Origin of the sequence: Kitasatospora sp. NPDC085895 (genome assembly GCF_040702125.1) — a bacterium.
Lineage (GTDB): Bacteria > Actinomycetota > Actinomycetes > Streptomycetales > Streptomycetaceae > Kitasatospora > Kitasatospora arboriphila.
The window spans coordinates 109,684-129,407 of sequence record NZ_JBFBJY010000009.1 but is presented as its reverse complement, the minus strand read 5'-3'; the positions used below and the strand labels follow the sequence as shown (position 1 = coordinate 129,407).

The window sequence follows — 19,724 nt, the reverse complement described above, 5'->3', positions numbered from 1 at the left end:
TCCGGCACGGCCGGGCCGGGAGCGGCGCTCTCCTGGTGGTTCACGGATCTCACCTGTCCATGATGGGCGGGACGGCCGCCGCGGTGCCCGGACACCGCCGGGCACCGCGACGCGCGCAGGGTCTCAGGCGTCGCTGCGCACCAGGCGGACGGCCGCGCCGGCCAGTGCCGCGACCGTCCACACGACGAAGACCACCAGGCCGGCCGTCGGCGACAGCGTCGAAGCGTCGTGGTGCAGGGTGAACATCGCCTCGCCGGCGTGGCTCGGCAGGTAGGGCGCGATGTCGTCCTGCCACGAACCCGGCAGCAGCGACACCAGGCCCGGGACGAGCATCAGCGACGCCACCAGCACCGAGATGCCGCCCGCCACCGACCGCAGCAGCACACCCAGGGCGACACCGATCACCCCGACCAGCCCGAGGTAGAGACCCGCACCGAACAGGCCGCGCACCACGCCGGCGTCCGACAGGACCATCGCGGCACGGGTGCCCGAGACGATGCGGCTGTCGACGACGAAGGCGGCGAACACCCCGGCGGTACCGACGAGCAGCGCGACCGCACCGAACACCACGGCCTTCGACCACAGGACGGGCAGGCGGCGCGGCACCGCGGCCAGGGTGGAGCGGATCATGCCGGTCGAGTACTCGCCGGCGGCGACCAGGACACCGAGGACGCCGAGGGCCAGCTGCGCGAAGTTCGTGCCGAACAGCGACAGGCTGAGCGCGGAGGCGGAGGCGAAGTCCCGGTCCATCGGCCGGCCCGAGGTGATCCGCGACCTGAACTGGTACGCGGCGATCAGGCCGAACGCCACCAGGAAGAACAGGCCGAGGCCCAGGGTGATCCAGGTCGAGCGCAGCGACCACGTCTTCGCCCACTCCGAGCGCAGGACACGCGCTCCGGTCACCCCGTAGCCGGGACGGGCCGGCCGCTCGGCGGTGGCCGCCGGGGCCCGGTTCGGTGCGACGGTGCTCATGCGGCACGCTCCTCGGATTCGATGCCGGTGGTGGAGCCGTGGTACTCCACGGCGTCCCGGGTCAGGTCCATGAAGGCCTCCTCCAGGGAGACGGTCCGGGTGGCCAGCTCGAACAGGGCGATGCCGTGCTCGGCGGCCTTCAGGCCGATGGCGCGCGCCGTCGCCCCGGAGACCAGCAGCTCCTCGGAGCCGGCCTGCCAGGTGATCTCGACACCGGGCCCGGCGAGGACCTCCCGCAGCCGGGCGGGGTCGGCGGTGGCGACCTTCACCACGTCCCCGCCGGCCTGCCGGACGAGCTCCTGCACGGTGGTGTCGGCGAGCAGCCGGCCGCGCCCGACGACGATCAGGTGGTCGGCGACCAGCGCGACCTCGCTCATCAGGTGCGAGGACACGAAGACGGTGCGGCCCTCGGCGGCGAGGCCGGACAGGAGGTTGCGGATCCACAGCACGCCCTCCGGGTCGAGACCGTTCACCGGCTCGTCCAGCATCACGGTCGCCGGATCGCCCAGCAGCGCCGCCGCGATGCCCAGCCGCTGGCCCATGCCGAGGGAGAACGCCCCCGCGCGCCGCTTGGCGACCGACTGCAGACCGGTGAGGCCGATGACCTCGTCGACCCGGCTGCGCGGAATGCCGTGGGTGTGCGCCAGCGCCATCAGGTGGTTGAACGCCGACCGGCCCGGGTGGATCGACTTCGCCTCCAGCAGCGCGCCGACCTCCTGCAACGGGGCGGCGTGCTGCGCGTAGCGGCGGCCGTTGACCCGGACCGACCCGCTGGTGGGAGCGTCCAGACCGACGATCATCCGCATCGTGGTGGACTTGCCCGCGCCGTTCGGCCCGAGGAAACCGGTGACCGTACCCGGACGGACGGTGAAGTCCAGCCCGTCGACCGCCGTCTTCTCCCCGTACCGCTTCGTCAGCCGGTGCGCCTCGATCATCGGTCACCCCTACGTCGTCGCGGGCCGGAACGTTCCGACCGCCTCACCCGCAACGCTAGGTTCGACGACGCCGCGAACCGTGGTACCCGGGGGTGATCATCGGCCGCGGCGTAGTACCGCGGTACCACGCGGGCCCGGCCCGCCGGGTCAGACGACGGTGTGGCCCGCCGCCCGGAGGACGGCCCGTGCCGCGGCCACGGAGCCGGTCGGCACCAGGACGACATCGGCGTGGAAGGTCGACGCCACGAACACCGGGACGCCGGCGGCGGCCAGCGGCGCCAGCAGCGCGGCGAGCATGCCCGGCACGTCGACCGCGTGGGCGGTGTCACCGCCGTACAGCGCGGACCAGCGTTCCGCGCCGGGGCCCTCCCCGGGCCGCGACGGGCGGACGACGGTCAGGCCCTCCGGCGTCCGGACCAGGGAGAGCCACGCGCCGTCGGGCGGCGGGGCGCCGTCGCCCAGGTGCTCGACGACGAACTCCCCGGGCAGGACACGCAACTGCTGGGACACGGCGGACTCCATCCGAGCAGGATGCCGGAGCTCAGACGGTGCCCGGCGCGCCGTCGGCGGTGGGGGAGTCCTGGATGTCCAGGACGGTGTCGACCTCGGTGATGCGCAGCAGCCGGCGCAGCTGGTCGGTGACACCCGTCAGGCGCAGCACGGTGCCCTGGCGCAGGGCGAGGCGCCGGGCCTTGAGGACGGCGTTCAGGCCGGTCGAGGTGCAGAAGGTGAGTCCGCGGCAGTCGACGAGCAGCACGTGGGGCGTGGGCAGGCTCCGCAGCGCGTGGTCGAAGGCGTGCTGGAGGTCGGCGGCGGTGTCCTGGTCGGCCTCGCCGCGCAGACGCAGCAGGTCGGTACCGGGTGCTGCGCCGGCGATGTGGGTGGTGTGCAGGAGCGCGGTCATGGACCGTCCTTCGGCTCGGGGCCGCCGGAGCGCTTGCGCTGGGACTTCCTCCAGCCTTCTACCCCGCCCCCGACCGTGTCAACGAGGGCTGCCGGGGCCCGGCCGGCCGGCCGTACGCCGCTGCCGCGGGGTCCGACGCGTAAGCGGCGCAGGGCGGGGCAGACGCTCGGGTCGGAGCACCTTCGGCAACGACCGGGAACCCACCATGTGTCCTTCCCCCTCCACCGCGGTCCGGGGCCGCCGCCGACTGGACTTCCCGTCCCGGGCGGGCGGCCTCGTGTGCGACGGCGTCGACTTCACCCGCCACGCCCTCACCGACTGGCACCTGGCCGGCCGGCCGGCCGCCGGCGACGCCGTCCTGGCCGCCGCGGAACTGCTGGCGAACGCCGCGCAGCACGCCGGCGGACCGCTCGCCCTCGACCTCCGGCTGCGCCCCGGCGGGCTGCGGATCGCCGTCACCGACGCGAGCCCCGAACCGCCGCACCTGATCGAGCCGCACCGCCCGGAGACGTCGCACGGGCACGGCCTGGTCATCGTCGACCGCGTCGCCGAAGCCTGGGGCGCCACGCCCGCCGGAGACGGCAAGACGGTCTGGGCGGACCTGCCGCTGACGCCCGCCACCGACCCCGGGCCCGCACCGGAGCCCGACCCCGGACCGGAGCCCGACCGCGGGCGGGCACGCCGGGCCGCACTCGCCCGACCGGACCCGCTCTTCGACGGCTGAGCCGGTGCAGGGCCGTGCCGGGGTCGTCAGGGGGATGTCGGCCACAGGCCCTGTCTCAGGATCCCGGCCCAGAGGCGGGCGCGACCGGTCCGGTCCAGGGCCTCGTGGGCGGCCAGCAGGCCGCCGGTGACCGCCCCGAGGAAGCCGCCGGCCAGGCAGTCCTGGCCGGAGAGGTACAGGCCCTCGATCCGGGTCCGCGGGCGCAGCCAGTCCGCCAGGCCGGCGCGGTGGCCGTCGCCGAAGCCCGCCACGTCCTTGGCCAGCCCGTAGAGGCTGCCGCCGGGCCAGCCGGCGAAGTGCTCGGCCGTCAGCGGGGTGCCGAGTTCGTGGTGGGCCACCCGCCCCCTGGTGCCGGGCAGCTGACGGTACAGCTGATCGAGCAGCTCGGCGGTGAGCTCGGTCTTCAGGGCCAGGTAGTCCGGGTCCCGGTGCCGCCACCGCGACCCGTGGAAGGGCGCGAACAGCTCCGGCCGTACGTAGGCCAGGATCTCGCCGGTGGACCGTCCGGGGTGCCGGGCGGTCCAGGTCGGGTCCTTGGCGCAGGAGAAGGAGAGGAAGTGGCCGCTGGTCCGCCCGCCCGTGCCGTTGAAGAAGGCGTCGCAGTCCCCGTCGGTGACCATCAGGTTGTGCCGTGGCAGCCCGAGTTCCGCCGGCTCCCCGTCCAGCCCGAGGAAGAGCAGCACGAAGGGGAACCCGCGCCGCATGCCGGCCAGCCGGTCGCCGTCGTCGCCGCCGTCCCCGCTGCCGTCCCCGTGGCCGGGGTGGTCGCCGGTCCGGTGCGGCAGCAGCGCGCCGAAGGTGTTCTGGGCACCTGCCGCGCTGACCACCGCCGGCGCCCGTACCCGGGTCCCGTCCGCCAGCACCACGCCCGTCGCGCGGGGCCCGTCCAGCTCGATCCGGGAGACCGGCGCCCGCACGAAGACCTCGCCGCCGGCGGCCCGGACGGGTCCGAGCATCGCGCGGGCGATCGCGGCACTGCCGCCCACCGGATACCAGGCGCCCGTCCGGAAGTGCTCGAACAGCACCGCGAGCAGGAAGAACGGCAGCCTGGCCGTGGAATCGGCCAGCAGCAGGGCGCTCTGGGTGAGCACGGCCTGCCGCAGCCGCTCGTCGCGGACCAGCCCCTCCACCACCTCCCGGGCCGGCCGCATCGCCTCGGGCGGCACGGCCGCCGCCCGCAGCGTCCGGGCCAGCCGCCGCACCACGGGGCCCGACAGCCGTCCCAGCGCGAGCACCGGCAACACCGCCCGGCACCGCCGGACCAGCCCGAACAGCGCCTCGATGCCGGCCCGTTCGGCCGGGAAGCGGGCGATCAGCCCGGCCTCGTAGGCCGCGAAGCCGACCGGGGCCCGGTACACCTCTCCCGCCAGGCGGTACTCGTCGAACGGGTCGCCCAGCGGGGCCCAGCGCAGCGCGCCGCCGGTCAGGTAGTCCGAGAGCACCCGGACGGGCTCGCGCTCCGCCAACTGTCCGACGTAGTGGATGCCGACGTCCCACTCCCAACCGCGGCGCCGGTAGGCGTGGGTGTAGCCGCCCGCGGTGTAGTGCTGTTCGAACACCGCCACGCGCCGGCCCTGGCGTGCCAGGCAGACGGCCGTGGTCAGCCCGCCGGCCCCGGAGCCGACCACCACCGCGTCGTACGCGTCCGCCACCCCACCGGCCGTGAGCGGCCGTCCGACCAGCACGCTTCCCGTCACACCGACCGCCTCCGCCGCAGCTCACCCGCCCCGGGAGCAACGAGCCGTCCGCCTTCCGGTCACGCACCGCACCGTACGACGGCCGGAACGGGCGCGGGCGTCGCGGCCGGGGTTCCGGCCGCGACGCCCGGCGTCCTGAGCGGGGATCAGGGGAGGTAGTACATCGGGTTCGGGATCTTGTACGTCTTGCCGGAGTGGCCGCCGGACAGGTCGCTGTACTGGTCGCCGAAGTTGGCCACGATCTGGTAGCCGAGGCTCTCGATGTGGGCGCGGGTCCCGGACTTGTACTCGACGGTGGTGCAGGTCTTGCCGCACGGCAGGTACGCCGGCGGGTTCTCCTTGTTCTTCAGGTACAGGTGCGGGGCGTCCGCGGCCGGGAAGCCCACCGCCGCCAGGTTGGCCGCCGTGTACGTCCGCTGGGCCTCGGGCCGGCCGGTGACGAAGAAGACGGTGTAGCCCTGCTGCTCGGCCCACTTCGCCAGGGTGTTCATGCCGAAGACGGCCGGCATGGTCTTGGTGGCGATGTACTGGGCGTTGCTCGTGGGGTTGTAGACGAAGGTCGTCTCCAGCTCGTAGTTGTACGTCGACAGCGAGGTGTCGTCGACGTCGAGCACGATCGCCTTCTTCTTGCCCTTGTCGTGGTGGGCGCGGGCCTGCAGGTACTGCTTGGCGTCCTTCTCGATCCCGGCGACCTGCTTGGCGTAGTTGCTGGTCGGCGACGCCCAGTGCTCGCCCTGTGCGTCGACGGTGTCGCCGTAGTACGCCTTGATGTCGTTGACCTCGTCGGTCATGTTGGTGATCTGACGGTCGCTGCGCGGAGCCTTGGTGTCGGCGACCGCGAGGCCGCCGCCCGCGACCGCACCGCCGACGACCACGCCGACGGCGAGGGTGGCGAGGGTCTTCGAGCGGTTCCCGAGGGTCTTCCTGAGCATGTGGTTCTGCCCCTTCTGCCGTCGGGAGGGAAACGCGGGTCGTCCCCCCGACTCCCGACGCGCACGATGCGGGGCTGAACGTACGGGCGAGTAACCAGGCAGGTCAAGCAAACTCTACGCGCAATGTCTACGCGCTATGTCTACGCGCGGTGCGCACGGACTCCGCACCGGCCCCGCGGGCGCCGCCCCGGCAGGGCCGGACGCCGCGCGGACAGGCCGACGTACCGTCAGGTACGGTGCACGGCCATGGGTGAGCTGATGGTGATCAGGCACGGCCAGACCGAATGGAGCCTGTCGGGCCGGTACGCGGGCCGCACCGACGTCCCGCTGACCGCCGCGGGCGAGGACGCCGCGAGGGCGCTCGCTCCGAGGCTGGCCGAACGCCGTCCGGCGGCCGTGTTCAGCAGCCCGCTGGGCCGCGCCCTGCGGACGGCCGAACTGGCGGGCCTGACCGGAGTCGAGCCCGATCCGGACCTGCTGGAGTGGGACTACGGCGGCTACGAGGGCCTGACGGCGGAGCAGATCCAGGAGGCGAGGCCGGGGTGGGACCTGTGGCGGGACGGCGTCGCCCCCGGCGGCGCCGACCGTCCCGGCGAGCAGTTGCAGCAGGTGGCGGCGCGCACGGACGCGGTGCTGGACCGGATCCGACCGCTGCTGGCCGACGGCGACGTCGCCGTCGTCGCGCACGGTCATCTGGCGCGCGTCCTGACCGTGCGCTGGCTCGGCCTCGACCCGTCCGCCGCCCGGCTGCTCGGCCACCCGCATCCGGGCACCCTCGGCTTCCTCGCCACCGAGCACGGGCAGCCGGTCGTCGCAGCCTGGAACGTCCCGTAGCGGCGGGCCGGTCGCGTCACGGCCCGGCTCGGGGGAGCGGTGTACGTGCCCGTGGCCGCCGACCGGGTGGTCGGCGGCCACGGGGTGGCTGACGTGGTGCCGGTGGGTTACTTGTAGATCCGCAGGACGCGTCCGACGCCGCGGACGTGTCCCAGGCCGCGGAGTTCGTCGAGTGCGGCGTTCAGGGCGCGCTCGGTGGCCGGGAAGGTGACGAACACGACCCGGGCCTGCGACTCGGAGCCGTGCTGGTCGACCTTGCGGATGGAGACGCCGTGGCGGCCGAACACGCCCGTGACCTGGGACAGGACGCCGGGTGCCTCGTCGACCTCGGTGCGGATGTAGAAGGAGTACTCGAGGTCCTCGGTGGGCCGGATGGCCGCGGGGGCGCCGACCGGGACGCGGCGGTGCGTGCCGCGGCGCAGGTGGTCGGCGGCGGCGGCGACGTCGCCCAGGATCGAGGAGGCCGACGGGCGGGGGCCCGCGCCGCGCCCGTAGAACATGAGCTCGCCGGCGGCGGAGGTGGTGACGAACACGGCGTTGAAGCTGTCCCGGACGGTCGCCAGCGGGTGGTCCCGCTCGACCAGGGCGGGGAACACCTGGGCGCCTATCTGCGCGCCGGCCTCGTCGCCGGTGTCGCCGGGGAAGCGGTCGGCCACCGCGAGCAGCTTGATCACGTACCCGAACTGGGCCGCGAGTTCGAAGTCCTCGCGGTCGAGGCCGACGATGCCCTCGCGGGCGACGTCGTCGGCGGCGACCGACCGGTTGAACGCCAGCGAGGACAGGATGGCGAGCTTGGAGGCCGCGTCGGCGCCGGTGATGTCGGCGGTGGAGTCCGGCTCGGCGTAACCGAGTTCCTGGGCCTTCGCCAGGGCCTCGTCGAATCCGAGGCCGTCGGCCGTCATCCGGGTGAGGATGTAGTTGGTGGTGCCGTTGACGATGCCCGCGACCCGGGTGACGTCCTCGCCGACCAGTGACTCCCGGATCGGGCGCAGGATCGGCACGGCCGCGACCGCGGCGGCCTCGAAGAAGAAGTCGACGCCCGCGCGGTCGGCGGCGGCGTACAGCTCGGGCCCGGAGCTGGCGACGAGCTCCTTGTTGCCGGTGACGACCGACTTGCCGGCGTTCAGCGCCGCGAGGATCAGCTCGCCGGCCGGTGCGGTGCCGCCGATCAGCTCGACCACGACGTCGACGTCATCGGCCTTGACGACGTCGTAAGGGTCCCCCGTGAACAGTCCCGAGTCGAGTTTCGCGGATCGGGGCTTGCCCGGGTCGCGGACTGCGATTCGTGCGAGTTCCAGGGAAATTCCCGTCACGTCCTCGATGGCGCCGCGACGCTCCACGAGCAGTTCCGCGAATGCCTCCCCAACAGTTCCACACCCGAGCAGACCGACTCTGACACTATTTCCCATGGCGGACAGCGTACACGCCGTCGGCTGACTGTCCATCGGAAAATCTTCGGGTTCTCAGAATGCGAGACGAAAGGATTGTTGCCGGACTGCCGCGTTCGCCGCGGTAATTCCGGCGAACGCGGCAAATCCGTGGCCGAGCGGGCCGGGTGGTCAGCCGGAGCGCGTCGGCGCCGGTGCGGGCAGGGGCGGGACGCGATCGGGCAGGTGGGTGCCGAAGCTGCGACGGTGGTAGACCAGCGGCGGCTGGCTGCCGGTCACCTCCGCGGCCCGGACCCGGCCGAGGACGATGACGTGGTCGCCGCCGTCGACCAGGTCCGCCACCGTCGAGGCGATCCAGGCCGGTGCCCGGTCGATCCGCGGCAGCCCCCGGTCGATGCCCCAGGCCGCGCCGTGGAACTTGTCCGCGCCGCCCTTGGCCGCGAACGACAGTGCCACATCGGCCTGTTCGGCGCCGAGGACGTTGAGTCCGAAGGCGCCGCAGGCGCGGATCGCGTCGAGTGTCCTCGACCGGTGGTCGAGGGCGACCAGCACCATCGGCGGATCGATCGACAGCGAGGTGAAGGCGCTGACCGTCGCGCCGGAGGGCATGTCCGGGCCTGCCATCGCCGTCACGACCGACACGGGTGTGGCCACGCAGGCCATGACCTCCTTGAACTCGCGCTGCAGGTCGCAGTCGACGGTGTTCGCCGCCGGCGCCTTTCCGATAACCATGACGGACCCCCGTAATTCTTAGTCGATCGGATGAATTGCCCCGCCTTTCGGGGCCGGTCGTGCCGAGCGGAGGAAATCGGTTCCCCGGTGCGCGGTCAGCCGCTGGGAACGGGAACCGGGCCCACGTTCCGGCTGCTCCCGGCCGACACGAACGAATCATCCTCCGGGTCCATTTCCAGGCCGAATCCAAGACCCGGCAGCTCCGCGCAGAACCACGACCTGATGAGTTCCGGGTAGGCGTCGGAGGCGAACACCTCCTCCAGTGCGGTGTCGACCGCGCGGAGGAATTCCGGGTCGTCCTTGCGCAGCAGGAAGCCGTAGTCCTCGCCGCCGAGGCGCACGTCCAGCAGGTGGACGCCGGCGGCGGCCGCCCCGCCGCGCAGCAGGGAGCGCAGGATCACCTCGTCCGCCACGAGGGCGCCGATCCGGTCGTCGTGGAGGAACGCGTCCCGTGCCGCGCCGATGGACGGCACGCCGACGAAGGTGAACGCGAAGCCGAGGTCCGGGTGGCCCTCCAGGGCGGCCCGGCTCGTCGAGCCCTCGATGCCGACCACGCGCAGGCCGGACGCCGGCGGTACGCCGGGGCGGCCCTTCAGGGCGATCCGGTGCGAGGTGCGGAAGATCGGCCGGCTGAACGCGTAGCGCTGCGACCGGGCCTCGGTGATCGTGGTCGATCCGCACTCGATGTCGATCCGGCCCGCGGAGAGCAGGCCCTCGCGGGTGGTCGAGGTGACCTCCACCGCCTCGACCGGCGGGACGAGGTGGTCGCCGCCGTGGATGCGGGCGAGGACGAGCTGCGCCAGGTCGACGGAGTAGCCGATCGGCCGGAACCCGCTGTCCGCCCGGCCCGCGGCCGGCGGTCCGGCCGGCGGTGCGTAGGAGAACGGCGGGGTGTTCCGCTGGAACCCGATCCGGATGCCCGTACCGTGGTGTGCCGTACCGGCCGGACTACTGGTCAACGCAGACCTCCTGGAGCGTTCGGTCTCCGCCCGCGACGGCGCCCGCCAGGGCGAGCAGCGGTGCGGGATCGGTGAGCAGGTACATGTGTCCGCCGTCCACCGTCCGGTGGGTGAAGCGCCCGGTGGTCAGCGCCGCCCAGCCCGCCGCCGCGGCCGGGTCCACCAGGTGGTCGCGGTCGGCGAGGACGCAGTGCAGGTCGACGGGCAGGGCGCGCGGCACGAACGCGGGGAACTCCCGGGCCATCCAGGCCAGGTCGGCGGCGAGCGTCCCGGCGTGCAGCCCGTCGGCCGGGCCCGGTGCCGCGGCGTCGGCGGACCCGTCCGCCGGCCCGCCGAGCACCTCGGGAACACCCGGCAGGTCCCGGCCCGCGTACGGGGGCGGTGCCTGGGCCGACACCACCACCCGCACCCGGCGGCGGTAGACCGCCCAGATCGCGTCGGCCACCGCCCAGGCGAGGGCCGCCCCCATGCTGTGCCCGACCAGCACCACGTCCTCGTACGGCAACTCGCAGATCTCCCTGGCGAGTTCCACCGCGAGGTCGTCCAGGCGGTCGGTGAGCGGCTCCGCCACCCGGTCCTCGCGGCCCTTGAGCTGGACCAGGACCACGTCCGCGCGGGCGGCCAGCGCCTGCGCCCAGCCCCGGTACGCGGACATCCCCCCGCCGGCGTGGTGGAAGCACACCACGGCCTGCCGGTGGCCGCCCGCGTACCGGCGCAGCAGCCGGCTGCCGGCCGGCCGGATCGGCGGTGCCATCAGGCGCCGGACCCGGCGTGCGGCCGTTCGCGGCCCGGCAGGGTGACGGGCCGCAGCTGGGTGCGGTAGCGGTCGGCCAGCTCGCGGTACTCGGCGGCGGTCTCGTCCAGGACGGCGACGTCGCTGTCGCTGAGGGTCATCAGCACCGAGGCCGGGTTGCCGGCGATCAGGCTGCGCGGCCGGTACTGCGGGCCCGCGCTGAGCACCACGCCGGCGGAGATCCGCGAACTCTCGCCCACGGTGACGCCGTTGAGGACGACGGCGCCGATGCCGACGACCGTTCCGGCGCCGATCGTGCAACCGTGCAGCAGGGCGCCGTGCGCCACCGTGACGTCCGTGCCGAGGACCAGAGGGTGGTCGGGGTCCGAGTGCAGCATCGCGTGGTCCTGCACGTTGGAGCCGCGGCCGATGCGGACGGGGCCCTTGTCGCCGCGGACGGTCACGCCCGGCCAGAGGCTGACGTCCGCCCCGATCTCGACGTCGCCGATGACGACCACGTCGTCGAAGGCGTAGACGCTCGGGTGGATGCGGGGCTGGATGCCCTGGAAGCTGTACGTCTTCACGGCTCAGATCTCCTGCCGGACGAGGGTGGCGAGGCGGGCGAGGCTCTGCAGGACCTCGTCCTTGGGCAGGCCGAAGTCGACGAGGCAGGCGATCTCGTCGACACCCAGCGCCCGGAAGTCCTCCAGGGTGGCCCTGGCGCCCGCGACGTCGCCGATGAGCGAGCTGGAGGAGACGTACCGCTGGAACACCATCTCGACGAAGGCGTCCCGGTCGTCGCCGAGGTTGTGCAGCGTGTCGGCCTTGTCCTTGGACTCGGCCTGCCCCGCGGTGGCGTGCTGGGTGACGAAGGAGCTCAGGTACTCGGTCATCGCGGGCCGCACCCGGTCCACGGCCGAGGCCGCGTCGGCGCCGACGTAGGTGTGCAGCATCAGCGAGACCACGCCCCGCGCGGGGTCGAGGCCGACCCGCTGCCGGGCCTCGCGGTAGATCGCGATCCGCTTCTCCAGCTCGGGCGGGCCGAAGTTGATCAGCGCGGAGAGCACGTTGAGACCGTTCTCACCGGCGAACCGCCAGGCGTCCTCGCTCTTGGAGGAGGTCAGCCAGACCGGCAGCTCCGGCTGGACGGGGCGGGGGAAGGTCACGATCTCGTGGGTGTCGCCGAGCGGGTCCTTGCGCTGCACGGCGGTGCCGCGCCACAGGTCCTGGAGCTGCTCCCGTGCCTGGTTGAGCAGGCGGGAACGGTTCTCGTAGCCCTGCGGGTTGAGGACGAAGTCCCTGGCGTGCCACCCGGGTGCCAGCGCGAGGTCGACCCGTCCGCCGGAGAGGTTGTCGACCAGCGCCCACTCCTCGGCGGCGCGCAGCACGTCGTGGAGCGGCAGGTTGACGCTGCCGGCGCGGATCCGCACCTTCTCGGTGATCATCGCCAGTGCGGCGCCGAGGACGGCCGGGTTGGGGTAGGCGCCACCGACCTCGGTGAAGTGCCGCTCCGGCGTCCAGATCGCGGTGAACCCGGCGCGGTCGACGTAGCGGGAGACGTCCAGCAGGAGGTCGTACGGGTCACTGCCGCCGGTCAGCCCGGAGAAGAAGATGACGCCGAGGTCGGGCAGGTCCGACGACCGCCGGGCCTCGTGCGGCGCCGCGGCGGGAGCGTCGACGGGGGCAGCGGTGGGGGCGGGGGCCGCCGGGCCGGACTTCAGCCGTGCCTTCAGGCCGGCCAGCCGGTCGGCGTCGAGGAAAGTGCCGTCAGACATGTGCGGGCTCCTCCAGCAGCAGTGCGGTGATCACGTCGGCGGTTCCGGAGACCGAGCTGTTCTCGTAGAAGTCCCGGACGGACAGGTCGAGTTGGAAGGTTTCACGAAGCTTGTTGATCAACTGGATGGCCATCAGCGAGTTGCCGCCGAGGTCGAAGAAGCCCAGGTCGGCGGAGGCGGCCGAGCCGCCGAGGAAACTCTCGAAGATCTGCCCGACGATCTGCCGGATCTCCTCCGCGGCGCCGTTCTCCTCCTCCACGGCGGCGGGAGCCGCACCTCCGGGCTGCTGCGCGGGTCCGCTCGGAGCCGGCGTCGGCGCCGGGGGCGTGGCCGGGGCGGCGTCCGCGTCCACCGCGAAGCCCAGCGACGGCTCCACCCAGTGGACGAGCCTGTCGAACGCGTACGTGGGCAGGGCCGTCATCCGCCCGGCGGTGCTGTACTCCTCGACGGACACCTCCGGGTCGGCGGCCCAGCCGAGGGCGAGGGCGTCGGCGAAGGACTCCGCCTCGTGCTCCGGCTCGCCGAGGGTCTGGGCCAGTGCCGGCGCCGCCGCACCCGCCGCGGCGAAGTTCGTCCGCACCAGGTTGCTCATCGACCGGCCCGCGCCGATCTCGACGAACCTGTCGACGCCCAGCTCGCGCAGGGTGTCCACCGACCCGGCGAAGTCCACTCCGCGGACGAGGTGCTCCGCCCAGTAGTGCGGGTTGCGCGCCTCGTACTCGGTGAGCAGCCGGCCGGTGATGTTGGAGACCACCGGGATCCGCGGTGCCCGGAACTCGCAGGTCTTCAGGAAGGCGAGGAACTCGTCGGCGGCGTCCTGCATCAGCGGCGAGTGGAAGGCGTGCGAGGTGGCGAGCTGTTGGTGCTGGACGCCGACCTCGCCGGCCCGGGCGATCGCCTTCTCGATGCCGGCGTGGCTGCCCGAAAGGACCAGCTGGCGCGGCGAGTTGGTGGCCGCGACGACCAGCGTGCCGTCGCCGACGAGCTCGGCGAACGGGTCCAGGTCGGTGACGGCGAGCATCGCGCCGGGCCTGCAACGGGACATCAACCGGGCACGGGTTGCGACCAGTTCGGCCGCCGCGGGCAGGTCGAAGACGCCGGCGACGGTCGCGGCGACGATCTCGCCGAGGCTGTGGCCGAACAGGTAGCGGGGCGTGACGCCCGCGTCGAGCAGGGCGGTGGCGAGCGCGTACTCGACGGCGAACAGCAGCGGCTGGGCGACGGCCGTGTCCGTGATGTCGGTGCTCCCGCCCTGCTTCCCGGCGTCCAGCAGGTCGCTCAGGCGGAAGCCGGTACGGGCGTCGACCGCGGCACTCGCCTCGGCGAGCCGGCGGGCGAAGCCCTCGTCGTGCGCGGCGAGTCCCGCGCCCATGCCCGGGCGCTGGGTGCCCTGACCCGCGAAGACGAAGGCGAGGCCGTCCGCGTCGGCCGCGGCCCCGGTGTGGTAGCGCTCGGCCTTCAGCCGGGCGACGGCCTCGGCCGGGTTCACCGCGGCCAACGCGGCGCGGTAGGGGTGGCGGGTGCGGCCCTCGCGCAGGGTGCGGGCGTACTCGGCCAGCGAGGCGTCCGGGTCGGCCGCCAGGTGTGCGGCCAGTGCGGCGCCCTGACCGCGCAGCGCGCTCTCGGACCGGGCCGAGAAGGTCAGGATGCTCGGCCGGGCCCCGCCCGCGTCGGTGGCCTCGCTCGGCGCGGTGGCCTCGCGCGGCTCGGCGGTCCCGGCCGGCTGCGGCTCGTGGCTGCGCAGGACGACGTGGCCGTTGGTGCCGCCCATGCCGAAAGCGCTGACGCCGACCCAGTGGGTGCGGCCCGGGTCCAGCTCCCGGCCCTCGGTGGTCACGTAGTAGCGCGAACCCTCCAGCTCCAGCGCGGGGTTGATCTCGCGGACGTTCACCGTCGGCGGCACGTACCCGCGGTCGAGGACCAGCGCGGCCTTGATCAGGCCGACGATGCCGGCGGCGATGTTGAGGTGGCCGAAGTTGCCCTTGAGCGAGCCGATGCCGCAGGGGGCGCCCTCGGTGCCGAACGCCTGCTTGATCGCCTCGATCTCGATCGGGTCGCCGAGCGCGGTGCCGGTGCCGTGCGCCTCCAGGTAGTCGAGGTCGCCCGGTTCGGCACCCGAGATCTCCAGGGCCTCGCGCAGCACCGCTACCTGCCCGGAGACGCTCGGGGCGGTGAAACTCACCTTCTGCGCACCGTCGTTGTTGACCGCGGAGCCGGCGATCACCGCGTACACCCGGTCGCCGTCGGCGATCGCGTCGCCGAGCCGCTTCAGCAGCACCAGACCCAGCCCGTTGGTGAACAGCGTCCCGTTGGCCCCGGCGTCGAACGGCCGGCAGACGCCGTCGGGCGACAGCACACCGCCGACCTGGTACTGGTAGCCGGACTCCTGGGGGACGCGGATGTACACCGCGCCCGCGACGGCCGCGTCGCACTCGTTCAGCAGCAGGCTCTGCACGGCCGAGTGGACCGCGACCAGGCCGGTCGAGCAGGCGGTCTGCACGTTCAGGCTGGGTCCGCGCAGGTTCAGCTTGTACGAGATCCGGGTGGCCAGGAAGTCCTTGTCGTTGCCGTGCCGGACGAGCATCTCGCCGAGCGACTCCACCAGGTCGGGCCGGCGGAGCGCGCCGAACACGTAGGTGCTCATGCCCGAGCCGGCGAAGACGCCGATCCGCTGGTCGGTGCGCTGCGGATCGATGTTGGCCCGCTCCAGCAGCGCCACGGACTTCTCCAGCATCAGGCGCTGCTGGACGTCGAGGACGTCCGCCTCGCGCTGCGAGTAGCCGAAGTACCCGGAGTCGAACTCGGCGACGCCGTCGAGGACTCCGGCCCGCTTGACGTAGTCGGGGCGCGAGCGCTGCGCGGCCGGCACACCGGCCGCGGCGACCTGGTCGTCCGTCAGATCGGTGACCGCGGTGTGACCGTCGACCAGGCGCTGCCAGAACTCGTCGACGTCCGTGACCTGCGGCAGCCGGCACTCCATCGCGACGATCGCGACCGCATCGTCATCACTGTGCATGTTCATCCTTGTCCAAGTCCGTTGTGTGTGGCGCCGGTTCGCTGCGTACGGGCCCGCGGGGCAGCCCGCAGGGGGCGCCCGGCCCGGCGGTGCGCCCAGGTCGGGCGGACGGCACGGGGTGCGCGGGCACCACGGGTGCGCGACGGTGCAGAGGGGGAACCGGTGCAGGAGGGAGTCGGCGCAGCACGGGCGGGTACGCGGGCCGGCCGGAGGCGACGCGTGAGGTGCGTGCGCCCCGGACGGTCGGCGACGGTACGGCCCGGGGCGCGCCCGGGCAGCCCGGGATCGGCTAGCGGCTGCGGCTGCGGGTGCGTCGGGCCGTCAGGACGCGGCGTCGGGCAGCCGCGCCGGCGGTGGCCGCGCCGGTGTTCGGCGTGCTGCCGCCCGGCTCCTCGAGGAGGATTTCGAGGAATTTCCGCTGTGCGTTGAAGGAGGCGTGCTCGAAGAGCCGTACCAGCGGGAAGGCGACGCCGAATTCGGTCTGGATCTCCGCATGGAGGACGACGATGGTGAGCGAGGTGCCGCCGGCGTTGAAGAAGGTCGTTTCGCGGTCTGCCAACCGCCCGGCGCCGGTCACCGATTGCCAGATCCGGGCCAGCCGGTCGGCCACCGGAAGGGTGGCCCGGAGGGAATCCGAACGGTAATCGGCGGATTCGGAAAACGCACGGGAACGCTCCGCCAGGCGCTCTCCGGCGATCTCCTTGAGTGCGGCCCGGTCGGCCTTTCCGTTGGGGAGTTTCGGCAGTGCCGGAAGATAGGCGAAGACCGAGGGGACCATGACGCCCATCAGGTGTTCGCCGAGGTGGGTGCGGAGTTCCGGTTCGGCTGCCGCGTCACCCTCGATGACGGCCACGATGGCCTTGGTGAAACGGTCTTCCAGTGCGCACACGAAGGCATCGTGGACGCTCGGGTGGGACTGGATCGCCGAGCGGACCTCCTGCAGTTCGATCCGCACGCCCGCGATCTTGATCTGCTCGTCCGCCCGGCCGAGGACCTCCAGCTCGCCGCCGTCGGCCCGGCGCCCGAGGTCACCCGTCGGGTAGACGGTGAGCCGTTCCCCGTCGGCCTCGACCTCGACGAACGGCGCGACGATCCGGCCGTCCGCCAGGTACCCGTGCGACGGCCGTTCGGCGGCGATGCAGATCTCGCCGACGGTGCCCGGTGCGCACGGCCTGCGCTCCTCGTCCAGCACCAGGCTGCGGGAGTGCGGGAGGTTGCGGCCCACCGGCTGGATCCCGTGCCCGGGGTCGGCCGGGACGCGGTGGAAGTGCTGGGCCAGCGTGGTCTCGGTCGGGCCGTACAGGTTCACCACCTGGCAGCCCGGGAACAGCTCCCGCCAGCGGCGCACCAGTTCGGCGTCGAGCGGCTCGCCGGCGAAGAAGGCGTGCCGCAGCGAGGGCACCGGTTCGGCCCCGGCCGCCACCGACGTCCACACCTTGCCCAGGGAAGGGACCAGGTGCAGGCCGGTGATCTCCCGGCCGCGCAGGAAGTCCAGCACTCCGGCGGCGTCCAGGTGGGCGGCGTCCGGGACGCACAGGGTGGCGCCGGAGACCAGCGGCGTCAGCGCGTCCCGGAACCAGACGTCGAAGGACAGGTTGGTCAGGTGCGCGAACCGGTCGTCCGGCCCCACGCCGAACTCCTCGCCCTGCCACTGCAGGAAGAGCGACAGACCGGTGTGGCTGCCCACGATGGCCTTGGGCCTGCCGGTCGATCCGGAGGTGAAGGCGACGTAGGCGTGGTCAGGGTCGTCCAGGACGTCCGTCCGCGCGGCGCCGGCCCGCGGTTCGACCCGCGGGCGGGTGTGCGGACCGTCCGTGCACACCACCACCGCCCGGACCGGGCCGGTGTCCAGCATGGCCTCGCGGCGCGCCTCGGGCAGCGCCTCGTCGACCAGCATGACCACCGAGCCGGCCAGCCAGACGCCGAACACCGCCGCGATCACCGCCGGGCTGCGGCGGCCGAGGACCGCGACCGCGTCGCCCCGGCCGATGCCGTGCGCACCCAGCTCCCCGGCGAGGTCCCGGGCTCGTAAGAACAGGTCCGAGTAGCTCAGCGACTCGGTCGACGTGGTGACAGCGGTCGCGTCCGCGAACGTCTCGCACGCCCGCTGCAAAAGATCATCTACCGCCTGCACAGCAAACATCTCCATGTGAGGACAGGTGAAGGCAGCCCCCGGGCCGACGGGCCGTGCCCGTGCCCTGAGCGCGGTCCGGCCGGGGCCGGCCGGAAGGGGCCGCTGCGTGGAGGAAAGAGAAGACGGAGGAGAGGGGAACGGTGCACGGTGTCCGGCGGAACGGGACAAGGGACTCCCACGGGCGAGGGCCGGGCACCACGGGCCCGCTCGCCCGGGCGGCGCTCCCGGCGGAGCGGTCCTCCGACGGACCGCTCCCCACCGGCACTGCCGCACAGGCCGTCGACTAGCCGGCCTGCTGGAACGTCGCCAGCACGACGGCGGCGAGCATGAAGAGCGATCCGAACACCTTGTTGAGGACGCCGACCTGCTTCTCGGTCTTCAGCCGGAGCGCGACCCGGGACGCGAGCCCGGTGTAGCCGGCCATCACCACGAGGTCGGTGAACGCGAAGGTCAGGGCGACCGCGACGTACTGCGGGGCCAGCGAGTGCCCGGCCACGATGAACTGCGGGATGACCGCCAGCATGAAGATGTAGCCCTTGGGATTGATCAGGTTGAGCGAAACGCCCTTTCCGATGATCTCGAAAATGCCGATCTTCGGCTTGTCGCCTTCCCGGAGCGTGATCGGCGACCCCTTCGACAGCCACTGCGCCAGGCCGAGGTAGAAGAGGTAGGCGACACCGGCCCACTTCAGCACGTTGAAGGCGATCGGCGAGGCCTGGATGATGACCCCGAGGCCTACCACGACGACCAGGAAGACGGCCCAGAGGCCGAGCACCAGCCCGACCGCACCCAGATATCCGCGCTTGAATCCGTAGTTCAGGCCGTTCGACATCGAGAAAACCGAGCCGGAGCCCGGTGACAACGAGAAGATCCACGAAGCCGCGAAACAAGTGATCCACGCATCAAGTGGCATGGCTAATTCCTCCCCCGGAAATGCCGCTGATGTGACCCGCCGGCGGAACTCCGCCCAGCGATCGTCGCGCAGCCTATACACACCCCACACGGACTCCATACCCATGTCCACGATGTGGATGAGCAAATGCCCCATAACCGCCCCCCGGCCGAGCGCCCTGCCCGGGGTTCGGTCGATGCGGCTGTTGTGAGGTGCCGTCAGTCGAGATCTTGCGTGTCGTCAAGTCATCTGTGCAGCAGTGCAGTTCGGCACTTCTGCCGGTTCGGGAGTCGCACCGGTGTGCGACGTGATCGGCCTCACTGTCAGTACTTTGACCCACAGTCAGGCGGACTGCACGGTGAGGCAGTTCTGGTGTTGGGCGTCACATCGACGCGGCAGCCGGAACGCCGTCGTCGACACCTCGGGCCGGCGGCCCTACGGCGTGGTGCGGAGCGCCCGGGGCCGGACGGGTGCGGTGGCGATGGTGGCGGCCGCGCGGTGGTGATCAGATGCCCTTGTGCGGGGGCGCGGTCGACGCCCACCGGCAGGAGGCCCGGTTCCCCGCGTCCAGGAGGAAGGATCTGCCATGACCTACACCGTGGATTTCGACACCGTGTCGACCGTCGGTCTGGAGTCGTCGCCCGTCGCGCCCGCGCTCGCCGGGCTGCGGGCGAACGAGGCCCGTTACTTCAAGAACAAGTACGACCACGTCTTCACGGTGGAGCCGGCCGGGGAGGCCGCCGAGGTCGTCGAGTGGGTGCACCGGATCCTGCGGGAGGAGCGCGAGATCGTCATCTCCTCCCGGCCCCTCGAAGCCACGGCCTTCCAGGTCGAGAACATCCGAATGGCCTACGTCTTCTACGAGAGCGGCCTGTCGGTCAACGTGATGTACACCGTCGACGACCCCAAGAAGCGTGCGGTCGGCTTCAAGCTCTCCGACGGGATGGAGGTCCCGGAGGAGCTCGCCTCCAGCTTCAAGTTCGCGCGGCAGAAGTCGAAGCTCGCCGGAACGATCCGCGGTTCGTACTTCGTCATCAAGAACGAGTACTGATCCCGGTGCCGGCCCGGCCGGGCCCCGCGTGCCGGGTGTCGGGTGT

At 72.7% G+C, this 19,724-nt stretch carries 18 protein-coding genes; 3 read left to right on the top strand and 15 right to left on the bottom strand.

All coding sequences use genetic code 11. The features are described from left to right. Nucleotides 1–123 precede the first annotated feature (123 nt). From AB0442_RS08560 to AB0442_RS08545, 4 genes are all read right to left on the bottom strand, one after another. The gene (locus AB0442_RS08560) at nucleotides 124–972 is read right to left on the bottom strand and encodes an ABC transporter permease (protein WP_366161614.1); all 849 of its coding nucleotides are present in this window, start codon (nucleotides 970–972) and stop codon (nucleotides 124–126) included. Continuing rightward, a complete protein-coding gene (locus AB0442_RS08555; protein WP_366161613.1) occupies nucleotides 969–1,907 on the bottom strand; it encodes an ATP-binding cassette domain-containing protein in 939 nt (312 codons plus the stop codon). The genes AB0442_RS08560 and AB0442_RS08555 overlap by 4 nt, the downstream gene beginning before the upstream one ends. Nucleotides 1,908–2,054: 147 nt before the next feature. Continuing rightward, on the bottom strand, nucleotides 2,055–2,429 hold the full coding sequence (locus AB0442_RS08550; RefSeq protein ID WP_366161612.1) for an ACT domain-containing protein: 375 nt from the start codon (nucleotides 2,427–2,429) through the stop codon (nucleotides 2,055–2,057). 19 nt (nucleotides 2,430–2,448) lie between these two features. Beyond that, nucleotides 2,449–2,811 carry an STAS domain-containing protein gene (locus tag AB0442_RS08545; RefSeq protein WP_366161611.1) on the bottom strand — a complete coding sequence of 121 codons (363 nt, stop codon included), beginning with the start codon at nucleotides 2,809–2,811 and terminating at the stop codon, nucleotides 2,449–2,451. A gap of 205 nt (nucleotides 2,812–3,016) precedes the next feature. Here AB0442_RS08545 and AB0442_RS08540 point away from each other — a divergent pair, with 205 nt between their 5' ends. Then, entirely contained in the window at nucleotides 3,017–3,535 is a 519-nt protein-coding gene (locus AB0442_RS08540) for an ATP-binding protein (protein ID WP_366161610.1), read from the top strand. Between the two features lie 26 nt (nucleotides 3,536–3,561). Here AB0442_RS08540 and AB0442_RS08535 read toward each other — a convergent pair whose 3' ends face one another. Together AB0442_RS08535 and AB0442_RS08530 are read right to left on the bottom strand one after the other, a co-directional pair. Beyond that, nucleotides 3,562–5,232 carry an NAD(P)/FAD-dependent oxidoreductase gene (locus AB0442_RS08535; RefSeq protein ID WP_366161609.1) on the bottom strand — a complete coding sequence of 557 codons (1,671 nt, stop codon included), beginning with the start codon at nucleotides 5,230–5,232 and terminating at the stop codon, nucleotides 3,562–3,564. 146 nt (nucleotides 5,233–5,378) lie between these two features. Further along, nucleotides 5,379–6,164: an HAD family acid phosphatase gene (locus AB0442_RS08530; RefSeq protein WP_366161608.1), complete on the bottom strand. Its 786-nt coding sequence runs from the start codon at nucleotides 6,162–6,164 to the stop codon at nucleotides 5,379–5,381. Nucleotides 6,165–6,410: 246 nt separating this feature from the next. Between AB0442_RS08530 and AB0442_RS08525 the strand changes: the two genes are divergently transcribed. Further along, nucleotides 6,411–6,998, top strand: coding sequence for a histidine phosphatase family protein (locus AB0442_RS08525; RefSeq protein WP_366161606.1), 588 nt, complete (start codon nucleotides 6,411–6,413; stop codon nucleotides 6,996–6,998). A gap of 107 nt (nucleotides 6,999–7,105) precedes the next feature. Here AB0442_RS08525 and AB0442_RS08520 read toward each other — a convergent pair whose 3' ends face one another. The 9 genes from AB0442_RS08520 to AB0442_RS08480 all read right to left on the bottom strand — a co-directional run bounded on the left by AB0442_RS08520 (nucleotide 7,106) and on the right by AB0442_RS08480 (nucleotide 18,648). Beyond that, entirely contained in the window at nucleotides 7,106–8,407 is a 1,302-nt protein-coding gene (locus tag AB0442_RS08520) for a homoserine dehydrogenase (RefSeq protein ID WP_366161605.1), read from the bottom strand. A gap of 150 nt (nucleotides 8,408–8,557) precedes the next feature. Next, nucleotides 8,558–9,118 (bottom strand): flavin reductase family protein, encoded by a 561-nt coding sequence (locus AB0442_RS08515; protein ID WP_366161604.1) that lies wholly within the window; start codon nucleotides 9,116–9,118, stop codon nucleotides 8,558–8,560. Nucleotides 9,119–9,213: 95 nt separating this feature from the next. Next, a complete protein-coding gene (locus AB0442_RS08510) occupies nucleotides 9,214–10,077 on the bottom strand; it encodes a transporter substrate-binding domain-containing protein (protein ID WP_366161603.1) in 864 nt (287 codons plus the stop codon). After that, nucleotides 10,067–10,831 (bottom strand): alpha/beta fold hydrolase, encoded by a 765-nt coding sequence (locus AB0442_RS08505; RefSeq protein ID WP_366161602.1) that lies wholly within the window; start codon nucleotides 10,829–10,831, stop codon nucleotides 10,067–10,069. The genes AB0442_RS08510 and AB0442_RS08505 overlap by 11 nt, the downstream gene beginning before the upstream one ends. Beyond that, nucleotides 10,831–11,394 (bottom strand): gamma carbonic anhydrase family protein, encoded by a 564-nt coding sequence (locus tag AB0442_RS08500; RefSeq protein WP_366161601.1) that lies wholly within the window; start codon nucleotides 11,392–11,394, stop codon nucleotides 10,831–10,833. Before AB0442_RS08500 ends, AB0442_RS08505 begins: the two co-directional genes overlap by 1 nt. 3 nt (nucleotides 11,395–11,397) lie before the next feature. Then, nucleotides 11,398–12,585, bottom strand: a complete 1,188-nt coding sequence (locus AB0442_RS08495; protein WP_366161600.1) for a MupA/Atu3671 family FMN-dependent luciferase-like monooxygenase — start codon at nucleotides 12,583–12,585, stop codon at nucleotides 11,398–11,400. Beyond that, nucleotides 12,578–15,601, bottom strand: a complete 3,024-nt coding sequence (locus tag AB0442_RS08490; RefSeq protein ID WP_366161599.1) for a beta-ketoacyl synthase N-terminal-like domain-containing protein — start codon at nucleotides 15,599–15,601, stop codon at nucleotides 12,578–12,580. The genes AB0442_RS08495 and AB0442_RS08490 overlap by 8 nt, the downstream gene beginning before the upstream one ends. Nucleotides 15,602–15,890: 289 nt before the next feature. Beyond that, complete coding sequence (locus tag AB0442_RS08485; protein ID WP_366161598.1) at nucleotides 15,891–17,750, bottom strand: non-ribosomal peptide synthetase; 1,860 nt, start codon at nucleotides 17,748–17,750, stop codon at nucleotides 15,891–15,893. A gap of 268 nt (nucleotides 17,751–18,018) precedes the next feature. Next, a complete protein-coding gene (locus AB0442_RS08480; protein WP_366161665.1) occupies nucleotides 18,019–18,648 on the bottom strand; it encodes a LysE family transporter in 630 nt (209 codons plus the stop codon). 565 nt (nucleotides 18,649–19,213) lie between these two features. Here AB0442_RS08480 and AB0442_RS08475 point away from each other — a divergent pair. Further along, on the top strand, nucleotides 19,214–19,678 hold the full coding sequence (locus tag AB0442_RS08475; protein ID WP_366161597.1) for a phage tail protein: 465 nt from the start codon (nucleotides 19,214–19,216) through the stop codon (nucleotides 19,676–19,678). Nucleotides 19,679–19,724: the final 46 nt, after the last annotated feature.

Coding starts and splice junctions, on each gene's coding strand:
- AB0442_RS08560 (WP_366161614.1), bottom strand. CDS start 972: ATGAGCACCGTCGCACCGAACCGGGCCCCGGCGGCCACCGCCGAGCGG.
- AB0442_RS08555 (WP_366161613.1), bottom strand. CDS start 1,907: ATGATCGAGGCGCACCGGCTGACGAAGCGGTACGGGGAGAAGACGGCG.
- AB0442_RS08550 (WP_366161612.1), bottom strand. CDS start 2,429: ATGGAGTCCGCCGTGTCCCAGCAGTTGCGTGTCCTGCCCGGGGAGTTC.
- AB0442_RS08545 (WP_366161611.1), bottom strand. CDS start 2,811: ATGACCGCGCTCCTGCACACCACCCACATCGCCGGCGCAGCACCCGGT.
- AB0442_RS08540 (WP_366161610.1), top strand. CDS start 3,017: ATGTGTCCTTCCCCCTCCACCGCGGTCCGGGGCCGCCGCCGACTGGAC.
- AB0442_RS08530 (WP_366161608.1), bottom strand. CDS start 6,164: ATGCTCAGGAAGACCCTCGGGAACCGCTCGAAGACCCTCGCCACCCTC.
- AB0442_RS08525 (WP_366161606.1), top strand. CDS start 6,411: ATGGGTGAGCTGATGGTGATCAGGCACGGCCAGACCGAATGGAGCCTG.
- AB0442_RS08520 (WP_366161605.1), bottom strand. CDS start 8,407: ATGGGAAATAGTGTCAGAGTCGGTCTGCTCGGGTGTGGAACTGTTGGG.
- AB0442_RS08515 (WP_366161604.1), bottom strand. CDS start 9,118: ATGGTTATCGGAAAGGCGCCGGCGGCGAACACCGTCGACTGCGACCTG.
- AB0442_RS08505 (WP_366161602.1), bottom strand. CDS start 10,831: ATGGCACCGCCGATCCGGCCGGCCGGCAGCCGGCTGCTGCGCCGGTAC.
- AB0442_RS08495 (WP_366161600.1), bottom strand. CDS start 12,585: ATGTCTGACGGCACTTTCCTCGACGCCGACCGGCTGGCCGGCCTGAAG.
- AB0442_RS08490 (WP_366161599.1), bottom strand. CDS start 15,601: ATGCACAGTGATGACGATGCGGTCGCGATCGTCGCGATGGAGTGCCGG.
- AB0442_RS08485 (WP_366161598.1), bottom strand. CDS start 17,750: ATGGAGATGTTTGCTGTGCAGGCGGTAGATGATCTTTTGCAGCGGGCG.
- AB0442_RS08480 (WP_366161665.1), bottom strand. CDS start 18,648: ATGCCACTTGATGCGTGGATCACTTGTTTCGCGGCTTCGTGGATCTTC.
- AB0442_RS08475 (WP_366161597.1), top strand. CDS start 19,214: ATGACCTACACCGTGGATTTCGACACCGTGTCGACCGTCGGTCTGGAG.